The organism is Streptomyces sp. NPDC002088, from assembly GCF_040296605.1.
Lineage (GTDB): Bacteria > Actinomycetota > Actinomycetes > Streptomycetales > Streptomycetaceae > Streptomyces.
In genome coordinates this window covers 1-17,126 of sequence record NZ_JBEOXO010000042.1, presented here as the reverse complement: position 1 = coordinate 17,126, position 17,126 = coordinate 1, and the positions used below count along the sequence as shown (strand labels likewise).

The 17,126-nt window shown below is 70.5% G+C and carries 10 protein-coding genes and 3 pseudogenes; 5 read left to right on the top strand and 8 right to left on the bottom strand.

The genetic code is table 11. From position 1 onward, the window contains the following. Positions 1 to 184: 184 nt before the first annotated feature. Together rsgA and ABT114_RS46060 are read right to left on the bottom strand one after the other, a co-directional pair. Positions 185 to 488, bottom strand: a pseudogene (rsgA, locus tag ABT114_RS46065) (GTPase RsgA); the annotation flags it as partial. Positions 489 to 765: 277 nt separating this feature from the next. Next, entirely contained in the window at positions 766 to 4,908 is a 4,143-nt protein-coding gene (locus ABT114_RS46060) for a tetratricopeptide repeat protein (protein WP_351152124.1), read from the bottom strand. Between the two features lie 97 nt (positions 4,909 to 5,005). Here ABT114_RS46060 and ABT114_RS46055 point away from each other — a divergent pair, with 97 nt between their 5' ends. Next, positions 5,006 to 5,464: a hypothetical protein gene (locus ABT114_RS46055; protein ID WP_351152121.1), complete on the top strand. Its 459-nt coding sequence runs from the start codon at positions 5,006 to 5,008 to the stop codon at positions 5,462 to 5,464. A gap of 4 nt (positions 5,465 to 5,468) precedes the next feature. Further along, complete coding sequence (locus tag ABT114_RS46050; protein ID WP_351152118.1) at positions 5,469 to 6,968, top strand: hypothetical protein; 1,500 nt, start codon at positions 5,469 to 5,471, stop codon at positions 6,966 to 6,968. Between the two features lie 30 nt (positions 6,969 to 6,998). On the opposite strand, the gene ABT114_RS46045 is transcribed toward ABT114_RS46050, so the two are convergent. The 5 genes and pseudogenes from ABT114_RS46045 to ABT114_RS46025 all read right to left on the bottom strand — a co-directional run. Beyond that, positions 6,999 to 7,202 (bottom strand): hypothetical protein, encoded by a 204-nt coding sequence (locus ABT114_RS46045; RefSeq protein ID WP_351152115.1) that lies wholly within the window; start codon positions 7,200 to 7,202, stop codon positions 6,999 to 7,001. 68 nt (positions 7,203 to 7,270) lie between these two features. Continuing rightward, on the bottom strand, positions 7,271 to 7,399 hold the full coding sequence (locus ABT114_RS46040) for a hypothetical protein (protein WP_351152112.1): 129 nt from the start codon (positions 7,397 to 7,399) through the stop codon (positions 7,271 to 7,273). A gap of 647 nt (positions 7,400 to 8,046) precedes the next feature. Then, positions 8,047 to 10,437, bottom strand: a complete 2,391-nt coding sequence (locus ABT114_RS46035) for a tetratricopeptide repeat protein (RefSeq protein WP_351152109.1) — start codon at positions 10,435 to 10,437, stop codon at positions 8,047 to 8,049. Positions 10,438 to 10,523: 86 nt separating this feature from the next. Then, positions 10,524 to 11,000: a hypothetical protein gene (locus tag ABT114_RS46030; RefSeq protein ID WP_351152106.1), complete on the bottom strand. Its 477-nt coding sequence runs from the start codon at positions 10,998 to 11,000 to the stop codon at positions 10,524 to 10,526. A 603-nt stretch (positions 11,001 to 11,603) separates the two neighbouring features. Next, positions 11,604 to 12,218: pseudogene (locus ABT114_RS46025) on the bottom strand (MFS transporter); the annotation flags it as partial. 26 nt (positions 12,219 to 12,244) lie between these two features. Between ABT114_RS46025 and ABT114_RS46020 the strand changes: the two are divergent. Both ABT114_RS46020 and ABT114_RS46015 read left to right on the top strand, forming a co-directional pair. Beyond that, a pseudogene (locus tag ABT114_RS46020) lies at positions 12,245 to 12,814 on the top strand (DeoR/GlpR family DNA-binding transcription regulator); the annotation flags it as partial. A 170-nt stretch (positions 12,815 to 12,984) separates the two neighbouring features. Beyond that, complete coding sequence (locus ABT114_RS46015; protein WP_351152103.1) at positions 12,985 to 13,434, top strand: PhzF family phenazine biosynthesis protein; 450 nt, start codon at positions 12,985 to 12,987, stop codon at positions 13,432 to 13,434. A 239-nt stretch (positions 13,435 to 13,673) separates the two neighbouring features. On the opposite strand, the gene ABT114_RS46010 is transcribed toward ABT114_RS46015, so the two are convergent. Then, positions 13,674 to 14,186 carry a hypothetical protein gene (locus ABT114_RS46010; protein ID WP_351152264.1) on the bottom strand — a complete coding sequence of 171 codons (513 nt, stop codon included), beginning with the start codon at positions 14,184 to 14,186 and terminating at the stop codon, positions 13,674 to 13,676. On the opposite strand from ABT114_RS46010, the gene ABT114_RS46005 reads away from it, so the two are divergent. Further along, entirely contained in the window at positions 14,124 to 16,439 is a 2,316-nt protein-coding gene (locus ABT114_RS46005; RefSeq protein WP_351152244.1) for an NB-ARC domain-containing protein, read from the top strand. The two genes, ABT114_RS46010 and ABT114_RS46005, sit on opposite strands and share 63 nt — an antisense overlap. The last annotated feature ends 687 nt before the right edge of the window (positions 16,440 to 17,126 follow it).

Below are 17,126 nucleotides of genomic sequence, written 5' to 3'. Positions count from 1 at the left end.
CGCCTCCCCCGTCTCGATCAATTCCGCCACCCGCTGGCCGAACCGGCTGTTCTGGGGATCATGACGCGACCGCGAGCGCAGCGCACCCCAATGCGCAGAAACTTGTCAAACGGCGAGGCGTTCGCCAAGAGGGCCTGGGCGTCCTCTGCGGCTTGGCAAGGGTCACTCGCAGACCGAAACGGCTGGGTGTTACCGGGGCCTTGGTGAGCACGACCACGGGCTGTGCCCCGCTCTCCCAAGCGAGGGCGAGGAACCGCTCGATGCGGCCGAGGTCGAGTTCGACGGCCAGCGACACGGCGACGACCGCGTGGTCGACGTTGGCGGCGAGAATCTGCCCCTCGGACCGCTCGGAGGAGGTGGAGCGCACGAAGGCGGTACGGCGCGGCAGACACGTCCGTACATAGCGGGGGTTGGCCCGCGCGCACCATCTCGTCCGCGGTGACGACGTCGCACTGCCCGCGGTCGACCCGGACGACCCGCCCGGCCAGCAGTCCTTCGGCATCGTTAGGGGCGAACGCGTCCGCCCAAGCGTCCTCCCAGCCGTAGGGAGCGAGCGCGGAAAAGCAGAGATGGAAGTCAAGGGTGACCCTTCACAAGGGCTGCCCTGACAATAGGAGTTGTGGTCAGCTGGCAGCCACGGAGGTGGACGTGATGATCGGGATGCGGGCAGCGCAGTGGCAGCCATCGGTCGACACCTCCTCGACAACACTCCTCGGCACGAACACGCACACGGTAGCCGGGGCCTACTCGGGCCCGTCAACCGAATCACCGGTCGATGTCCGCCGTGGTGTCCGATGCGCTCCCCAGGGCGTCGAGAAGCTCGGTGATCGAGGCGGCCGCCTCCGGCCGGCTTTCAGTTTCCAGGATCCGGCGGAATGCCGCCGCGCCGAGGGAGTCGCGCAGGCGCAGGAGCAGCTCGAGGCTCTTCCGTTGGAAGGCGGTTCCGAAGGCGACGCTCGTGACGAACGCCTGGAGCGCGGAGAGGACGGCCTCCTTGCCGAGCCCGAGTTCGATTCTGATTTCGGCCATGTCGTGGAGGGCCTCGGTGTAGGCGCGGGTGTCCGAGGAGGCCGTCGCGGCGTCGGCGTAGCGCTTGAGCCTGGCCAGCGCCTGGTCCGTCTCTCCGCGTTGCCGGTGGATCGTGGCGAGCTCGTGGTGGCCGGCGGTGGCTTCCTGAACGGCGTCGACGGAGGTGAAGATCTCCTGCGCTTCCTGATAGCGGGCGAAGGCCTGGTCCAGGTCGCCTTCGAGACGGTCGACGTTGGCCAGGTTCCGGAGGCCGCCCGCGATGTTGTAGCGGTCGTCCATGGAGCGGGCCAGACTCAAGGTCGCGTCCAGGTGGACGCGCGCTTTGGTGAGCTCTCCCGTCATCAGCGCGATGACGCCCAGCTGGTTGTGGGCTTCGGCGATGTCGGTGCGGTTGTTCTCGGTGGCGGCGAGTTCCAACGCCTCCTCGTAGAGGACTGAACTGGCGGGCAAATCCGACTGGGAGAAGCGCACCCGGGCGAGCAGGAGCAGGCTGGCCACGACGGCGTCGGATCGGCTGCGGCGTCTGTCCGCGGCCAGCGCGACGGTGGCGGCGGACGCCGCGTCGTCGTGACGGCCTTGGCCCAGAGCGATCCGGGCCAGCGAGCGGTGCGCGGTCGAGATGTCCCCGAGCAAGCCGAGTTCGGTGCTCAGCTCCGCGGCTCGGCCGAAGTGGGCGAGGGCTTCGTCGATCTCGCCTTCCTGCTCCAGCAGTCTGCCCAGGAGATTGAGGGTGGCAGCGACACCGGGGCGCTCGCCCGTCTCCTCCTTGAGGCTCAGGGCCTGTTGAGCCAGGGCACGCGCTTCCGCGGTGTCGCCGCGCTTCCATGCGACCAGGCTCAGCTCGTGGAGGGAGGAGGCGACGCCGCTCTGGTCGCCGGCCTCTTTGCAGGCGAGCAGGGCCTTGCGGTGGTAGGCGGAGGCCCCTTCCAGATCTCCGCGGTCCGTGGCGAGGATGCCCAGCTCGTGGTAATGCAGGGCTGCTCCGGAACGGTTGTCGAGGGACTCCCTGAGGCGGGCGGCCTCGCGGAACCAGGCGGTCGCCCCGGCATTGTCCCGCGTGGCCTGGGCCACGAATCCGAGCTCGTGCCAGACCATGGCGTGCCCGTCGACGTCGCCGAGTTCCCGGTAGATGGCCTCGGCCTTCCGCAGGGCCTCGGCGCCCTCCTCGTACTCGCCCCTTCGATGGTGCAGGGTGGCGAGATTCTTGTAGATCATCGCTGTTTCGGCTCGGGGCTCGTCGGATCCCGGCTCGGTCCAGAACGCGATCGCCCGGTCGTAGTGCTCCCGGGCTGCCTGGTCGTCGCCCACCAGCGCTGCGATGCCTCCGAGGAGCATGTGGCAGGAGGCGACGACGTCCGGCGCGTCCAGGTCCGAGACGAGTTCCAGGGCCGCCTCGCAGTGCGCGGCCGCGGCCGGAAACCGGCCGCGCTGTGCGTCGATGACGCCCAGCGCGTGACGCATGTCCGCCATGCGTGGCCGGTTTCCCACGCGCTCGAAGACACCGAGCGCGATCGTGGCGTGGTGCAGGGCCCCCTCGAGATCGCCGCGCGAGACGTGCAGCCGGGCGAGTTCCTGGTGAGCGGCGCCAACCTCCGCGCCGTCCGGGGGCAGCCACCTCAGGTTCTCGTGGTGCATCCGCTCCAGCCGACGCCACTGTCCGCGCGGAAACCAGATCTCGGTGAGCCGGTCGATGGCCTCGTTGGCGTGGTGTTGCTCTCCGGCACGCTGGTGGTGGTAGTACGCCGCCAGGAGCAGGTCGACCCGCACGTCGGCGTCGTCCTCCGAGGCGAGCTCCATGCGGATCGTGTAGGCCGCCTTGCCGTGCGACTCCGCCAACGAAGCTGCGTCGGCGCGGTGTTCGAGGACAGTGGCGATCCAACGCGGCACGAGGAGCGTGGGTTCGCCGTGCTCGGTGCTGCCCTGCCGGACGATCAGTCCCTCGGCGATGAGCACGCGCAGAGCCTCGGGGTATGCGTTCTCCGGAACGTGCGCCGGGCGCGCGAGCACCGCGCTCTCCTTCGCAGCCCGGCGGTGGACCGACGCGTCCTGCAGGACCGTCAGGGCTGTCTCATCGAGTTCCGCGAGGACGCGTTCGAGGTCGCACTCCTGCGTCAGCAGGTCGATGCACGCCGCCATGGACCGGGCCGCGTCCCCGTCGGCTTCGAGCAGCGACTGGAGGTGTTCCAGGGCCCGCGGATGCCCGCCGATCATCGTGAGCACCTCGGCACGGGCCTGCTCCGGGAGCGCGTCCACGGCGGGAAGCCGGAACATCATCATCTTGGTGAACGCGTCGTCCAGCAGCCACGGTTGGTAGAGCAGGACGGCCGTGTCATGGCCGTGCCCGAGGTGGAAGGGGTGGCGGCTGGTGAAGACAACCTTGACGGTGCCCTCCGGACTGAGCAACTCGCTGAGGAATCCGGCGAGTTGCCCGTCGCGGATGGTGTGCCTGCCGGATGCGAGCCGGACGAGGTTGTGCTCGAAGGCGTCGCAGAACACAATCGCGGGTCTTCCGCCGCCGGGGAGGGCCGCGGCGATCTCGGCGGCGGTGGTCGCGCCCCTGACCACCACGGCCGGTGTGTCCGGCTCGCTCAGCAGACGGACCAGCTCCTCCGCCATCCTGGACTTTCCGATCCCCTCGATGCCGTGGAGCACGATGTGGGAGTTCTCGTCGGAGGCCAGGAACCGGCTCAGGGCACGGAGTTCGAATCTGCGGCCGACAAGTGATGCGGAAACCGGCGGAGTGTCGCGGACGTCGGGGTCGGTGCCGTCGCCGATGCGGAACAGCGGGCGTGACGGCCCACCGAGAAACAGCGCTGGAGTGGCCCACTCGACGAGTTCCGTGTCGCGGGCCCCCGTGGCCCATTCCAGTCGTGCCGCCTCCAGGTCGCGGCGGGCCTCGGACAGAACGGTCACGATCTCCGGTTCCGGGCTTGTCGCGAGCCCCTGGTAGAAACGCTCGGCCAGCCGGGACGGGAAGTCGTCGGTGACCGGCGCGGTCATGGCCAGCACGGCGGGGATGCCCGCTGCGACAAGCTGACGGCTCAGTCCCGGCAGCGCGGCCGCGGTCTGTTCCTCGCCGTCGGCCGGCACACCGAGCGCGGTCGAGCAGCCGGACAGGACGACCAGCGGCGGCAGTTGTGTGCCGGTGAGGGCCGAGGCCAGCTCTGCGGCGGTCACCGGCTGGGCGTTGCCGTACTCGTCCTCGAGGATCAGTTCTCCGGGGCGTGCGTGGCAGGCGATGTGGACGGCATGGAAGCGTTCTTCGGCGAGCGCCTCGGTGAGCGCGGTGCGTGTTCCCTGGTTCAGCAGGCGCACCCGGCCGTCGGCGAGCTGGAGGGACGAGCCCAACGCCTCGTGGATGCGGCCGACTTCGGCCTCCAGATCGAGGGGAGGGCCGTCGTCCGGGGCCGCGAGGACGACAAGGACCCGCAGGGGCGCCCGCAGTTCGCTGGCCGTGCGGTTCCCGGCGGTGGAGACCATCCGGAAGACTTCGAGCCCGGGGACGAGTGCGAGCGGCCGGGTCTGCCCGGCCACGACGCAGGCCTCCCAGGGCAGATCGGCGACGCGCGGGTGCTCGGCCACGATACCCAGTCGCACCGGGAGCCCTGCGGCCTGCGCGATGCGCTCGGCCAGCGCCTCACCGACGGGCCCGGCGCAGAACGCCTCACCGAGGGCCTCCCCGACGAGCCGGAGCCGATACGCGACCTCGGCGCTCGAACCTCCGCGGCGGGCGAGGTCGAGCCGCCACAGCAGGTCCTCCAGCCGTCGCTCGACGGGCTCGGGGGCTCCTGAAGCAAGGGTGTCTCCCGCCCCCGTCACCAGGGAGACCCGCTCCGGCGCGACGACGAGCCGGAGGTCGCGGGCACCGCAATCCGTCATGTAGCCGCCCGAATGCGCGAGATCGACTCTGAACCCCACCCCTGCGGAGTTATTTTGACATTGTGTCATCGACGCAGCCCCACAGACGGAGGAACGAGTGGCCCTGGTCGTCGCGGATCTGATGAGCCGGCTTCCGGCTCGGTTCACCCTCGTCCAGGACGACGCCGGGCTGCCCGTGCGGATCGACGGCCCAGGGCGTTCCCACCCGGTGCTCGCAGTGGAGCCGGATCTGCCGGCCTCCGAGCTCCGGGCGGATCCCGACCTCGAGCGGCTCCTGAGCCAAGGTCTGCCGGGGCTCGTGGTGATGCGTGGCGACACGGTGCTGGGCGTTCTCCAGGCCGCCGACATCGTCGAGTTCGGCCGCCTGAACATGTCCCGCACCTACCGGGAGGCGGACGGGCAGGACGCGGCGCTCAACGGGGAGGCGCGGCCCATGCGGCGCAGAGTCCTCGTCCGGTGCCGGCAGTGCAGAAGGACGAACTCCTACGACTACCTTCTACCCACGGCACGGACCATGTGCGCGGGCGGCCACGTACTTGACGCGGACATGAGCTGACGGCATGAACGGGCTGCTCGAAACGGCGGGCGGGCTGCTGGCCCGGCGAAGGCTGATCACCACCTGGCTGCCGGTGCTGCTCTTCGTCTCGGCGCTGACCGTCGTCGGGGTCGCGGCGGTCGGGACCGCACGGGCCGAGGCTTGGTGGGCGGACCTGCCGGGACAGGCCAGAGCCGTTGCCGGCGTGGTGTTCCTCACGACGACCGTGCTCGCCGCGGAGATCCTGGCCGGGTTCCGCCCCGCTGTCGTCAGACTGTACGAGGGGTATTGGTCGCCGTTGCCCGGCGGGAAAGCCCTGATGCGGTCGGGCCGGGAGCGCATCGCTGCCGCGGCCGATCCGGAACGTCCGTGGACCTCACCCACTCCCGACCGGCTGATGCCCACCCGGCTGGGGAACATCCTCGCCGCCGCCGAACAGCAGGCGGACCGCTACGGCATGGATGCTGTCACCGCATGGCCGCGGCTCTACACGGCACTGCCGGAGCCCTTCACGATCCTCTTCGGGCAGGCGGCCGCCTCCCTCGAGCTCATGATTTCCGTCAGCGCGCTCGGCGGCCTGTTCGCGCTGGTCGCGTGCCCGGTCGCGGCGGTGATTCTGCCCTGGTACTGGGCCCCGCTGCTGCTCTGGGCCGGCGGGCTCCTCGCCTGGGCCGGATACCGTGGCGCCCTGGGGGCCGCCGCGCGCTACGGCGAGCTGGTGCGCACGGCCTTCGACGTGCATCGCTGGCTCTTGCTCGACGCGATGGGCCTGAGCAGGCCCGAGAGCTGGGCCGCGGAGCTCAGGCAGTGGGAGCAGATCCACCAGCTCTGGCAGCGCGGTCGCCCGGACAGCGGCTCGGCCCATCTGCTGGGCTACCCGGCGCCCACCGACACGGATCCCGCCTCGCCGGCGACGCCGCCCCGGACCGGACCACCCCTGCCGGTGTCCGGGACTCCCGAGGCGGAACCGCCCCCGCCGACTCCCGACGAGGAACCCCATCCGCCGACACTCGACGAGGAACCGCAGCCGCTGGCGCACGGCGCCCCGTCGCCCGGACGCCGGCCTCTGCTGATCGCCCTTTGCCTGGGCGTGCTCGCGATCCTCGGCGCGGCGCTGCCGGACGCGTTCCGGGACGAGGGGGTGACGGCCTCCCGCGATCTGCCGGACTTTCATGTCCTGACCGCCGCCGACCTGTCCGGTCCCGCGCCCGGCCTGGTCGGCCGGTACACACTGCGGCCGATCGGCGAGCACGCACAAGTGTCCCCCTACGACCTCGGCCCGGTCCTCCCCGAGCCGGGCCTCACGGGCCGGGTCGTCACCACGCTCACCGTCCAGCGCCCCGTGTTCATGCTGGACCGAGGCGACATCCTTCTGGTCCTGCCGCTCTCGCAGAAGGGCCCAGCAGCGCGTGTCACGGTCCTGGAGTTCTCCGCGGCCAAGGACAAGGTGACCGTCGCCGTGACCGAAGCCGAGCTGTCCCGGCTCCTGTCCACGAAGAATCCCGTGTTCCAGCTCGCCCGCTGAGGGAGGGCGCTCCTGTCCAGCCGCGTGCCGTCACGCCTTGCTGCCGCTCTCCCCGTTCAGTGTGAAGTCGTACGCCGGTGAGTTGGCGCCCTGCCAGGAGGCGAGGCTGCCGTTCGCGGGGACGGACACGACCTGCCACAGACGCTCGGTGACGGTCTCCTGCGCGGCATCAGCGACGATCGCCAGCGCAGAAGCGGGGTCGTCGCCGACTCCGGGTACCGTATGCCGTGCCACTCGCCGTTGGCCAGAGCGACGTAGACGTTCTCCGGCTCGTCGGCATCGTAGGGCGGAAGGGCCGGAAGTTACAGGGGTTTCTGCTCAGGAAGAGTCACCGCCAGGTCCCGGTTGAGGAGGGCGAGAGCCCGGTCCCACATGGGGTACTCGCCCAGCGAGACGCGACGGGGCTCGGGGCGGTCGAAACGAGCGCGCATGGGCACCCGTCCTCCGCCACGCAGGGACAGCCCCAATCGCCCACCACGTCGTGAGAACCCAAGCGTGCCAGATGCCTCCGGGCTCGTGGCGCGCTGCCGCTGCACCCTCAGCTCATAGTCCGACGCTGCCCACAGCTACGCTGCCCGCATGATTGGCGCTGTGATCTTCGATGTCGGTGAGTGCCTGGTGGATGAGACCACCGAGTACTACGCGTTTCGCGGGAGACGCCGGTTGGCGGCAGCCGCCACAGCCGTGGATGATGGTTCGCGTCCCGCCCCGGGTCCCGGGGCGGGAGGCGGGTCAGAAGCTCTGCCAGACGCCGCGTCGTTTTCGCAGTCGATCACCGTGCTGCGCCAGGCAAGGGTCAATCGCGTATGGGGGAGCTGCGCCGGCGGTCACCACTGCTCGTCCCCCTCGTCGTCTCCGTCGGCGGCCTGCGCCGCCAGCTCGGCCGTCGTCTCGACGTCGACCTCGCCCGGGCCGTGGTAGATGAAGACCACCCCGTCCTCCTCCTGGGTGTACGACGGGAGATCGGAGTCGTCGTAATCGGCCGAGCATGGATTACCGCACGGCTGGCGGCGGTCCAGAGCGTATAGGGCCTACGTGACACTCCGGGCCCTCGGGAATACCGCGCCGATCTTGTGTCTTACGGATCGTTACTCGACAGTCGGGCTGACCTCGCCTCTTCCTGCCAGGAGTGCAGGGTGCGCCGGGTGGTGTCGGTACGGGGGTGGAAGGGGCCCAGCACCCGCGCCATGTCTTTCAGCAGTGCGGCGAAGGCATGTGCGGCTCCGGCAGCATCCCCCGCCTCGCCCTGCCGGTTGGCCAGCTCGTGCCGGGTGGTGAGCGTGTCGAGGTGGTCCCTGCCCAGCACGCGCATCTGGTCTTCCAGCAGTGCGGCGAGGGCATGTGCGGCTCCGGCAGCATCCCCGGCGAAGCGCTGCCAGGTGGCCGCCTCGTGCCGGGTGATGAGGGTATCGCGGTGGTCGGGGCCCAGGACCCGCACCTTGTGCTCCACCAGTGCGGCGAAGGCGTCTGCGGCTCCGGCCGCATCCCCCGCCCGGCCCCGCTGTCGGGCCAGGTTCCACAAGGTGGCGAGAGTACCTGGGTGGTCCTCGCCCAGCACCCGTATCTGGTTCTCCAGCAGCTGTTCGAAGGCGACCACCGCTCCGGCCGCATCCCCCGCCCGGCCCCGCTGCTGGGCCAGGTCGCTGCGGGTGTCGAGGACATCAGGGTGGTCCTCGCCCAGGATCCGCACCCGGTCTTCCAGCAGCTGTTCGAAGGCACCCACCGCTCCGGCCGCATCCCCCGCCCGGCCCCGCCAGTAGGCCAAGCCGTGCCGGGCGGCGAGGGTGCGCGGGTGGTCCTCGCCTAGGATCCGCACCCGGTCCTCCAGCAGCTGCTCGAAGGCGTCCACGGCTCCAGCCGCATTCCCCGCTTCCCCTCGCCAGTGGGCAAGCCTGTGCCGCGTGGTGAGGGTGGAGGGGTGGTCGGGGCCCAGGACCCGCACCTTGTGCTCCACCAGTGCGGCGAAGGCGTCTGCGGCTCCGGCCGCATCCCCCGTATAGCCCCGCCACATGGCCAGGTCGCCCAAGGCGGCCAGGATACGTGGGTGATCGGGACCGTGATGGTGGAGGGTAGTGGTGGCGACGTAGTGGGCGTGGTTCATGGCGTCGGTGAAGTGGCCGTTGGCGCCGAGGCTTTCGCCCGTGCGGTCGATCAACGCGTGTACATCGGGCAGGTACAAAGCAGCTTCGGCGTGCGCGGCGAGGGCAACAGCGTTGGCGCGCAGGGTCTGGGCGATGTCGGTGTCGCGCTCGATGACGGGCCAGGCAGCCATGAGGGCGTCGGCGGCGATGCGGGCAAGCTGGTCGTGTTGGGTGGGCCTGAGGGCGTCGCGGGTGGCGCGCTGGATGAGCTGGTGGACGCGGACGGCCCGGTGGGGGGTGCCGGGGGTGTGGTCGATGAGGCTGAGCCGGTGCAGGACGCGCAGGGCGCGTACCGCGTCCCGGAGAGAGACTGGGTCCGGTTCTTCGGCGAGGTTTTGGCCAGTTCGCGTGCGACGCTGCGCAAGGTGGGTCAGGGCGGGCTGGCTGGTCAGGACGTCCTGCGGGATGCCGTTGGGGTCGAGCAGGGCGGCCAGATGGAGCATCGGGCGCGCCAGGCCGGTGGGGCGGAGGGCGTCGGCGCGGTCGATGGACAGGGACCAGGCGGCGGCCAGGGGGAGGGTCTGTTCGTCGGGCAAAACATCGGGGGCGGTCTCAGCAAGAGCGGTGGCGCGGTCGGCGAGCAGCGAACGGTAGACGGCCACGTCCTCGCCTGTGTCGACGAGGTAGGCGGCGGCCTGGGCCAGGGCCAAGGGCAGGTGCCCGAGTTCGCGGGCCAGAACGGTGAGCTGGTCGGCGGGTTCACTGCGGCCATGGGCGGCCAGGGAGGCGGTGAAGTAGGCGACGGCTTCGGCCTTGGTGAACAGGCCGACCTCGACCAGGCGGCGGCCGTCTCCGAGCAGGGCGGCATCCCGACGGCGGGTGGTGGCCAGGATCCGGCCGTACGGGCTGGGAGGAGGCCACAGACCGCGCAAGTCGTCGGGGTCGGCGATGTCGTCCAGGACGATCAGCCACCGGCATGGCTCCGCCCCAGCCTTGGGCGCCAGCCAAGCCAGGAAGGTCCGCGCGGCCTGCTCGGGGTTGTCGGGGTTGGCCCGGCACAGATCGACGCCGGCCTGCGCGTAGCCAGTCACCACCGCCGAGCGGGTGCTGGCGGTGACCCAGACCAGGACGTCCAGGGCGCCATCGAGCCAGGCGGTACGGGCGTAGGCTGCGGCGAGCTGGGTCTTGCCCACGCCGCCCATGCCGACGAGGACCTGGCCCAGCACGGCGGTGCCGTCGTCGTCCGCCGCCGCCCGCAGCTTCTCCACCTCGGCGCGCTGCTGGAAGGACTGCGCTCGAGGGGGAATCACACCGGCCTGGTGCGGCCAGGATGCCGGGGCGCGGGGCGCGGCATGGTAGATGACCTGGTCGGCGATGCCGACCGCCATGCTGTTGTGGGTAGCTTGGACCGTGACGCTCTTCAGTTTGGCGGTGCCCGCAGCAGGGGGTGGTGGGCTTGAACTGGCCGGTCCGTTCAGCCCTGGGACGGATCCGGCACCGGAGGGCAACCTATGTGCGCGCCTCCGTGGATGAGCCCGGCTGCGATCGAGCCCTTCTCGGCGCGGATATCCACATTGCCGCCCGCGGCGACTCCGCCTTGACCGGCCGACACCCCGCCCTGGCGGGTGTGCTGGGCCAGCAGGGCGTGCAGCTCGTCGGCCGCTTTGGCTCGCTCGGTGCCGTCCAGGCCTTCCAGCAGGGCCTCGATGCGGGCCTGCCACGCCGCCTCCTGGCGGATACGCATCCGTTCCGCCGCGGCCGCCTCTGCGGTCTCGAGCTCGCCTGCGGTCTGGTCCAGGCGCTCCAGCTCCGCCCGCTCGCGCTGCTCGTCTCCCCGGCCGAACCATCGGGCTATCGCCTGCCGCAACCCGGTCCACATATCCGTCCCCGCGGCCTGCGCCACCGCGGTACCGCCCGCCGCGGCCAACGCGACCAACGCCTGCTCCAGCATCCCCGTTCCGCCCTCCCCCAGATGGTCCTGCCAGAACGGTAGCGCCGCATCCGATGCCCGCCCAGTGCCATGAGAGAACACGATCTGGGTCCGCCGCCAGTTGCCGCCCGCAGTACACCTCATGCCCCATCCGCCCCGACTTCCGTCCATATTGGCCGCCGCACGACCCTGAGAGGAATCACTCTTCGTGACGAAGACGTCAGATCGCTCGCGAGTACGCGACACATCAACATGCGAGCTCACCAGTCTCAACCGCACACACGGCCGCGCGGTGCGCCGTACCAGCGCCAGTTCGTCCGGCGGGGGCGATCAGGTGCCTCTGAGCGTCCGGTAGCCCATAGAAGGGTCGACCACGGAGTACCCGTGATGGAGACGTCGGGGAACAGTCGCGCAAGGGCTCGCTCGCTCAAGTCCGGTGGGGGCTCCCAGGCGAGGCGCATTCCCTGAGCTATGTCGTGGGTGTGGACGAGGACCTCGACGACGCCCATAGCGGCGAAGCCCTCCGGGTCGGAGGCGCCGAAAACATGCGGGGCCAAGGCGGTAGGGGCAGTGGTGTCGACGACTGTTGCGAGCAGTCCGCCGCAAGCCTCCACGACGGTCAGGCTCGCACAGCACGACCATCAGCGCCAGGGCGGCGAGGATCCAGATACGCCCGCTGGTGCTGCAGCGCTCTTCGGGCGGCGTTTGCTGGGCCTCCTCCGCAGAGTCGATGTCGGCAGCGGTGGGTGCGGCCGGCAGCAGGGCGCGTGCCGACGCCAGGGCGATCACGAAGCCGAGGGCTCCCATTGCGGCCATGCCCGCGACCGGACTCAGGCCGGTGCTCGCCGTGGCCGCTCCGACGAGCGAGGCGAGGACACCGCCGACCGAGAATGTGGCGTGGAAGGCAGACATGACGGGACGGCCGTACGCCTTCTCTACGTGCACGGCGTGGGCGTTCATGCTCACGTCCAGGCAGCCGTTGCAGAACCCGAAGGCCAACAGGGCACCTGCCAGCGTCCACGGCTCCCGGGGAAGGCCGAGCAGTACCAGGGCCGCGCTGCTCAGCACGCCGGTGGCGGGGACGACTATGCGCGCCCCGAGACGGTCGGTCAGACGCCCGGCCACCTGCATACCGACGAAGGAGCCTAGCCCCAGCAGCACCAGCAGTCCCCCGAGCGTTGCGTGACTGATGCCCACGCGTTCCTCGATGGCGGGGATGTTCACCACCCAGGTGCCCATCACGGTGCCGCAAAGGATGAAGTAGGGAACCGCCCTTCGCGCTGCGTGCTCACGAGGCCGTCGAGGCCAAGCGCCGCATCGCGGCTAAGGTGTCCTCGCTCATCGCCGACGGCGAGACCGTCCTCCTCGACAGCGGCACCACCTGCCTGGAGATCGCCCACCTGCTGCGCCGGCGGCCGGTCACCGTGATGCCCCTGTCCTTGCAGGCCATCCATGTACTCGGCGAGGGCCCGAGCCCGGCCACGCTGATGGTGCCCGGCGGGCAGCCCCGGGCCGCCGAGGGAGCCCTCACCGGCCCCCTCACCCTCGCCTCCCTGACGGCACTGCGCTTCGACACTGCCGTCATGGGCTGCTGTGGTCTGAGCGCGGCCGAGGGCCTGACCGCCTACGACCTCGATGATGCGGCCGTGAAGAAGGCTGGTATCGCCTCCGCGCGCCGCATCATCGTCGCCGCCGACGGCAGCAAACTCGGCCACACCGCCTACGCCTACGTCGGCCCCTCCACACTCCTGCACGCCCTCGTCACCGACACCACAGCACCCGCCGACGAGGTCACCGCACTCGAAGGCACCGGCACCGTCGTCAAGGCCGTCTGACAAGACCGTTCCCGTGAACAAAGCCACCCAAGTCGCTGACCACGGGACCGTGCGGGCGCCCGTTGGAATGGACCTGCTTCCACCGACGGATGGGACGCACAGAATCCGCTGCAGCCGCTTGAAAGGCCCTTGATGACCATGCCGCGACCCGCTCCTTCGCGCAGGTCGACGTGTTTTCCACGAGCCCCTACTCCGGCAACCCGGTCGCGGTCGTCCGGGACGGGACGGACCTGACCGATGAGGAGATGCAGTGCCTGGCGCGTTGGACGAATCTGTCCGAGACCACATTCGTGCTGCCCCCACCGCCCCGGAGGCGGACCACCGGCTGCGGATCTTCACACCCCAGGGTGAGCTGCCGTTCGCCGGGCACCCCCCACCCTCGGCTCCGCGCGCCTGGCTGGACGACGGCGGCATACCGCAGCACGCCGCCTCGCCCGCGCACTCGCAGCCCTCTGCGACCACCACGAAACCCTCACCAACGTGACCATGTGCCTGGCCTGCGACCAGCCGCTGCAAGACGGCGAACCGACCATGCCCTACGACAAGATCAGCCCCAGCGCGGCGCAGCACGGGCCGGCCACATCCATACCCGGTGTGCGAACACCGTCCGCCGCCACTAGCCCACACCACGCGCCTCCCCCGCCCCGGAACATGCCGGGCCCCACGGCGACCGCAGGGTCAGGGTCGCACCACCCCGTCAACTCCCGTCCCGCCGGAAGACCAGGAAGGACTCCGTCGGGACGGGACACCAGCCCCCGCCGAGTGTCGATTCGGCCCCGGCTGACCGCTGCTGGGGATCTGGTCAGGTGCCGTCTGCCGGTTGCCGGGGCATGCCTGACCTAGGGGGTGCAGGCAGGCGTCATGTGCGTGGAGGGCGCGGCCTGGACGGAATGTCGGACGGGGGCGGGTTATGGCGGTCGAGGATCTCGTGGCGGCGGTGGTCGCCCTGGTGGCCGTGTACGGGCAGAGGCTGGGCGCTGGTCTGGCGGATCGCGCGGTGGAGGGTGTGGAGCAGTCGGTGGCCGACCGGCTGGGCCGGTTGCGTCGGTGGCTCGCGGCGCGCTTGCCGGGCGATGAAGGGGCGGCTTTGGTCGAGGAAGCCGGCCGGTCTGCTGTTGCTGGGGATCTGCTGCGGCACAGGCTGGTGCTGGCGCTGCGCGACGATCCGGCGGGTGTGGACGAATTGCTGGCGCTGGTGTCGGCCCATGCGCCAGCAGGTGCCGATCATGGGTGGTGCTTCGATGGATCGCTCGGTGTTCCACGTCAGCTTCCCGCCGCGTTGCCGGACTTCACCGGCCGCGTCCAGGAGGTGGAGCGTGTGGTGGCTGCTGTGGAGGGTCCGGGCGATGGCAGCGGGTCGTGTCTGTTGCACGGGCCGGGCGGTATCGGCAAGACCGCTGCCGTGGTGCAGGCCGCTCATCGGCTGCTTCCGCGTTTCCCTGACGGTCAGCTCTTCGTCGATCTGAACGGGGCGGAGGGAGGGGGTACGGCTGTGGGTGAGGTCCTGGGTGACTTCCTGGTTGCTCTGGGATCGCCCCGCAGCGAGATTCCCGACACTGACATGGCCCGCATCAGGCAGTTCCGTACCCGGCTGGCCGACCGCAAGGTGCTGATCGTCCTCGACAACGCGGCCGACGAACAGCAAGTCAGCGACCTGATACCGGGCGGGCCTGGATGCGCGGTCCTGGTCACCAGCCGTCATGCTCTGGGGATCCTTGCCGTCGGCGAGCGCATCGCGCTCTCCGGCTTGGACGAGGACTCAGCCTGGGACCTGCTGTGCCGCATCAGCGGTGCCGGCCGCCTCGAAGAGGACGCCGAAGCCGGCCGTGAGGTCGTCCGCCTGTGCGGCGGGCTGCCCCTGGCCTTGCGTATCGCGGGAGCACGACTGGCCACGTTCCCCGCACGCACCGTGCACTCCATCGCCCGCGACCTCGCTGACGACCACCGGCGGCTGGACGTGCTGAGCCTGGGCGAGCGCAGCGTGCGCGCGGCCTTCCTCGCCGGCTACCAGGCACGCCCGCCAGGCCAGCAGCGCGCGTTGCGGCTGCTGTCGGCCCTGGACGTGCCCGACCTGCCCGTGTGGGCGCTGTCGCCCCTGCTGGATGTGGACGCCAACTCTGCCGAGGCATGTCTGGAGGGCTTGCAGCTGGCTCATCTCGTGCAAGCGCGCCGGGGCGAGGACGGCCGGCAGCGCGTCGCACTGCACGATCTCGCGCGTGCGTTCTCCAAGGAACAGGCAGCCATGCAGCCGGCCGACGAGAGCGACAGCGCTCTGCGGCGCTTGCTGGGGGCACTGCTGAGCGCGGCCGACGTGGCTGACGCGCTGTTGCGGCCGGCAGGCCCCCGCCACAGTGGCCGCACCTCGGCGGCCCGTCATACACCGCCGGGCGAGGCAGTGGCAGGCGATGTACGCGAAGCGGTCGCATGGTTCGAAGCTGAACGCGCCGTGCTCCTGGCGGCCATCGACCATGCGCACGCACGTGGGTGGTGGGAGCTGTGCTGGGAGATCACCGACGCGATGAGTATCGCCCTGGAGCATCAGTGGCGCTGGGAAACCAGCCGCCGTATCCACGAGGTGGCGCTGCAGGCGGCCGGCCGTCTCGGTGACGCCCATGCGCGGGCGGCGCTGCTGCGCAATCTCGGTGAGGCCTTACGCAATGGGGGCAACGATCCGGGCGAGGCCGCAGCCTGTTTCAGCGAAGCGGTCGCCCTTTTCCAGTTGGTGGGTGACCCGTACGGCGAAAGCGACGCGTTGGGCAATCTGGGAATCCTGCAACGCCAGCAGGGTCACCTGGCGCAGGCGGCCCGCACGCTGGCCGCGGCCCGACAGCTCTTCGCCGCTCTTCCCCTTCCCCGCGGTCTCGCCTGGGCCCTGCGCGAGCAAGCGGTCATCAGCCGGCATCACGCCCACTACGCACAGGCCCTCATCCAACTCGACGAGGCAGAAGCCCTGTTCACTGCCCATGCGGAGATCCGCGGTCTCGCCTGGACCCTGCGCACCCGCGCCGACACCGAGAAGGAAAGCACGGTGGGCGGCTGTCCCCTTCCCCGCCGCTGGTATGCGGGAGCGTGGCCGAGCCACCCGCCGAGCATCCGGCCCGGGCAGGACGAACGATCGGCCGCAGCCCGGACACACTACGAACACGCCGCCCGGCTCCTGCACACCGTCCGAGACAGCCGCGGACACGCCTGGACCACGCTGGGACTCGCCGAACTCGCCCTCTACGAAGGCGCCCGCAACACCGGCGAACTCACCGAGCGGGCGCTGCGGGAAACCCACGCCAGCCGCGACCACCGCGGCCACAGCAGAGCACTGACCCTCCAAGCCCTCCTGCACGCCGAGACACGCCGCCTCGACGACGCCATCATCCTCGCCGAACAGGCCCTCGCCACCCATCACGCCCACCCCGACCACACCGCCGCCGCACAGGCCAGCTTCCGCCTCGCCCGCCTCTACGGCGCCGCCGGCCGCCACCACGACCTCCTCACCACACTCCGGCAATCCCGCACCCACCACCACACCGCCGGCATGCCCTACCCCCAACTCCCCGACACCCAACTCGCCGAGACACTCAACCGCCCCGCACCCCGCACCCGCCGCCGGCACAGCAACCACGACCGCTGACAGACCCCGGTCCGCACTTCTTCGGCACGCCGGCTTTCGCCCACGGCCCGGTGCCGCTGGCCGGCCAGTCAGCGGCACCCATCCAGCGCGCAAGCTCCAGCCGGAACAGCCTCACGCGGTGGGCCGACGCCAGTGACAGCGCAGTCGGCTAAAGACCACGACCCGGCCGGCGCCGATACAGCGCTAACGGGCCCGCCCACGCCAAAGGAGGGATGCGGCCCAGTTCAGCTGCCCGGTGCCGCGAACGCCCTGCAAACGCTGCGGGCGACGCAAGACGAAAACGGGGTCCGTCAGGCTTTCATCGCCGAGCAGCACGCCCGCCCCCGAGCGCTGAGGCGCTCTGTCTGTTCCCAACCAGGATCCTCAGAGAGGGGCGGTCACGGTGGTCCCTCCCGCGAGGCCCCGGACACTCACTCCCCGCTCGGCGGCTGCACCACGTCCGGCACGGGTCTGGGATGGCACTCTGGGCATCCGGATGGAGCCGAGTGGATACGTGCCAGACTGCACCGCAGCATGGCACACCCCGTCACGGCGGATTGGATGGGGAACCGACGAGACTTGTTTGCCGGTGCGTTGAGATTTCAGAGGTTCCCCTTACTGACTTCGGCGTATTAGGGTCAGTCCGGTCTGTCGAGAGCGAGGCCCGTCCCGGCGAGGAATCCGCCGAGGATGCCGTGCCGGTACTGC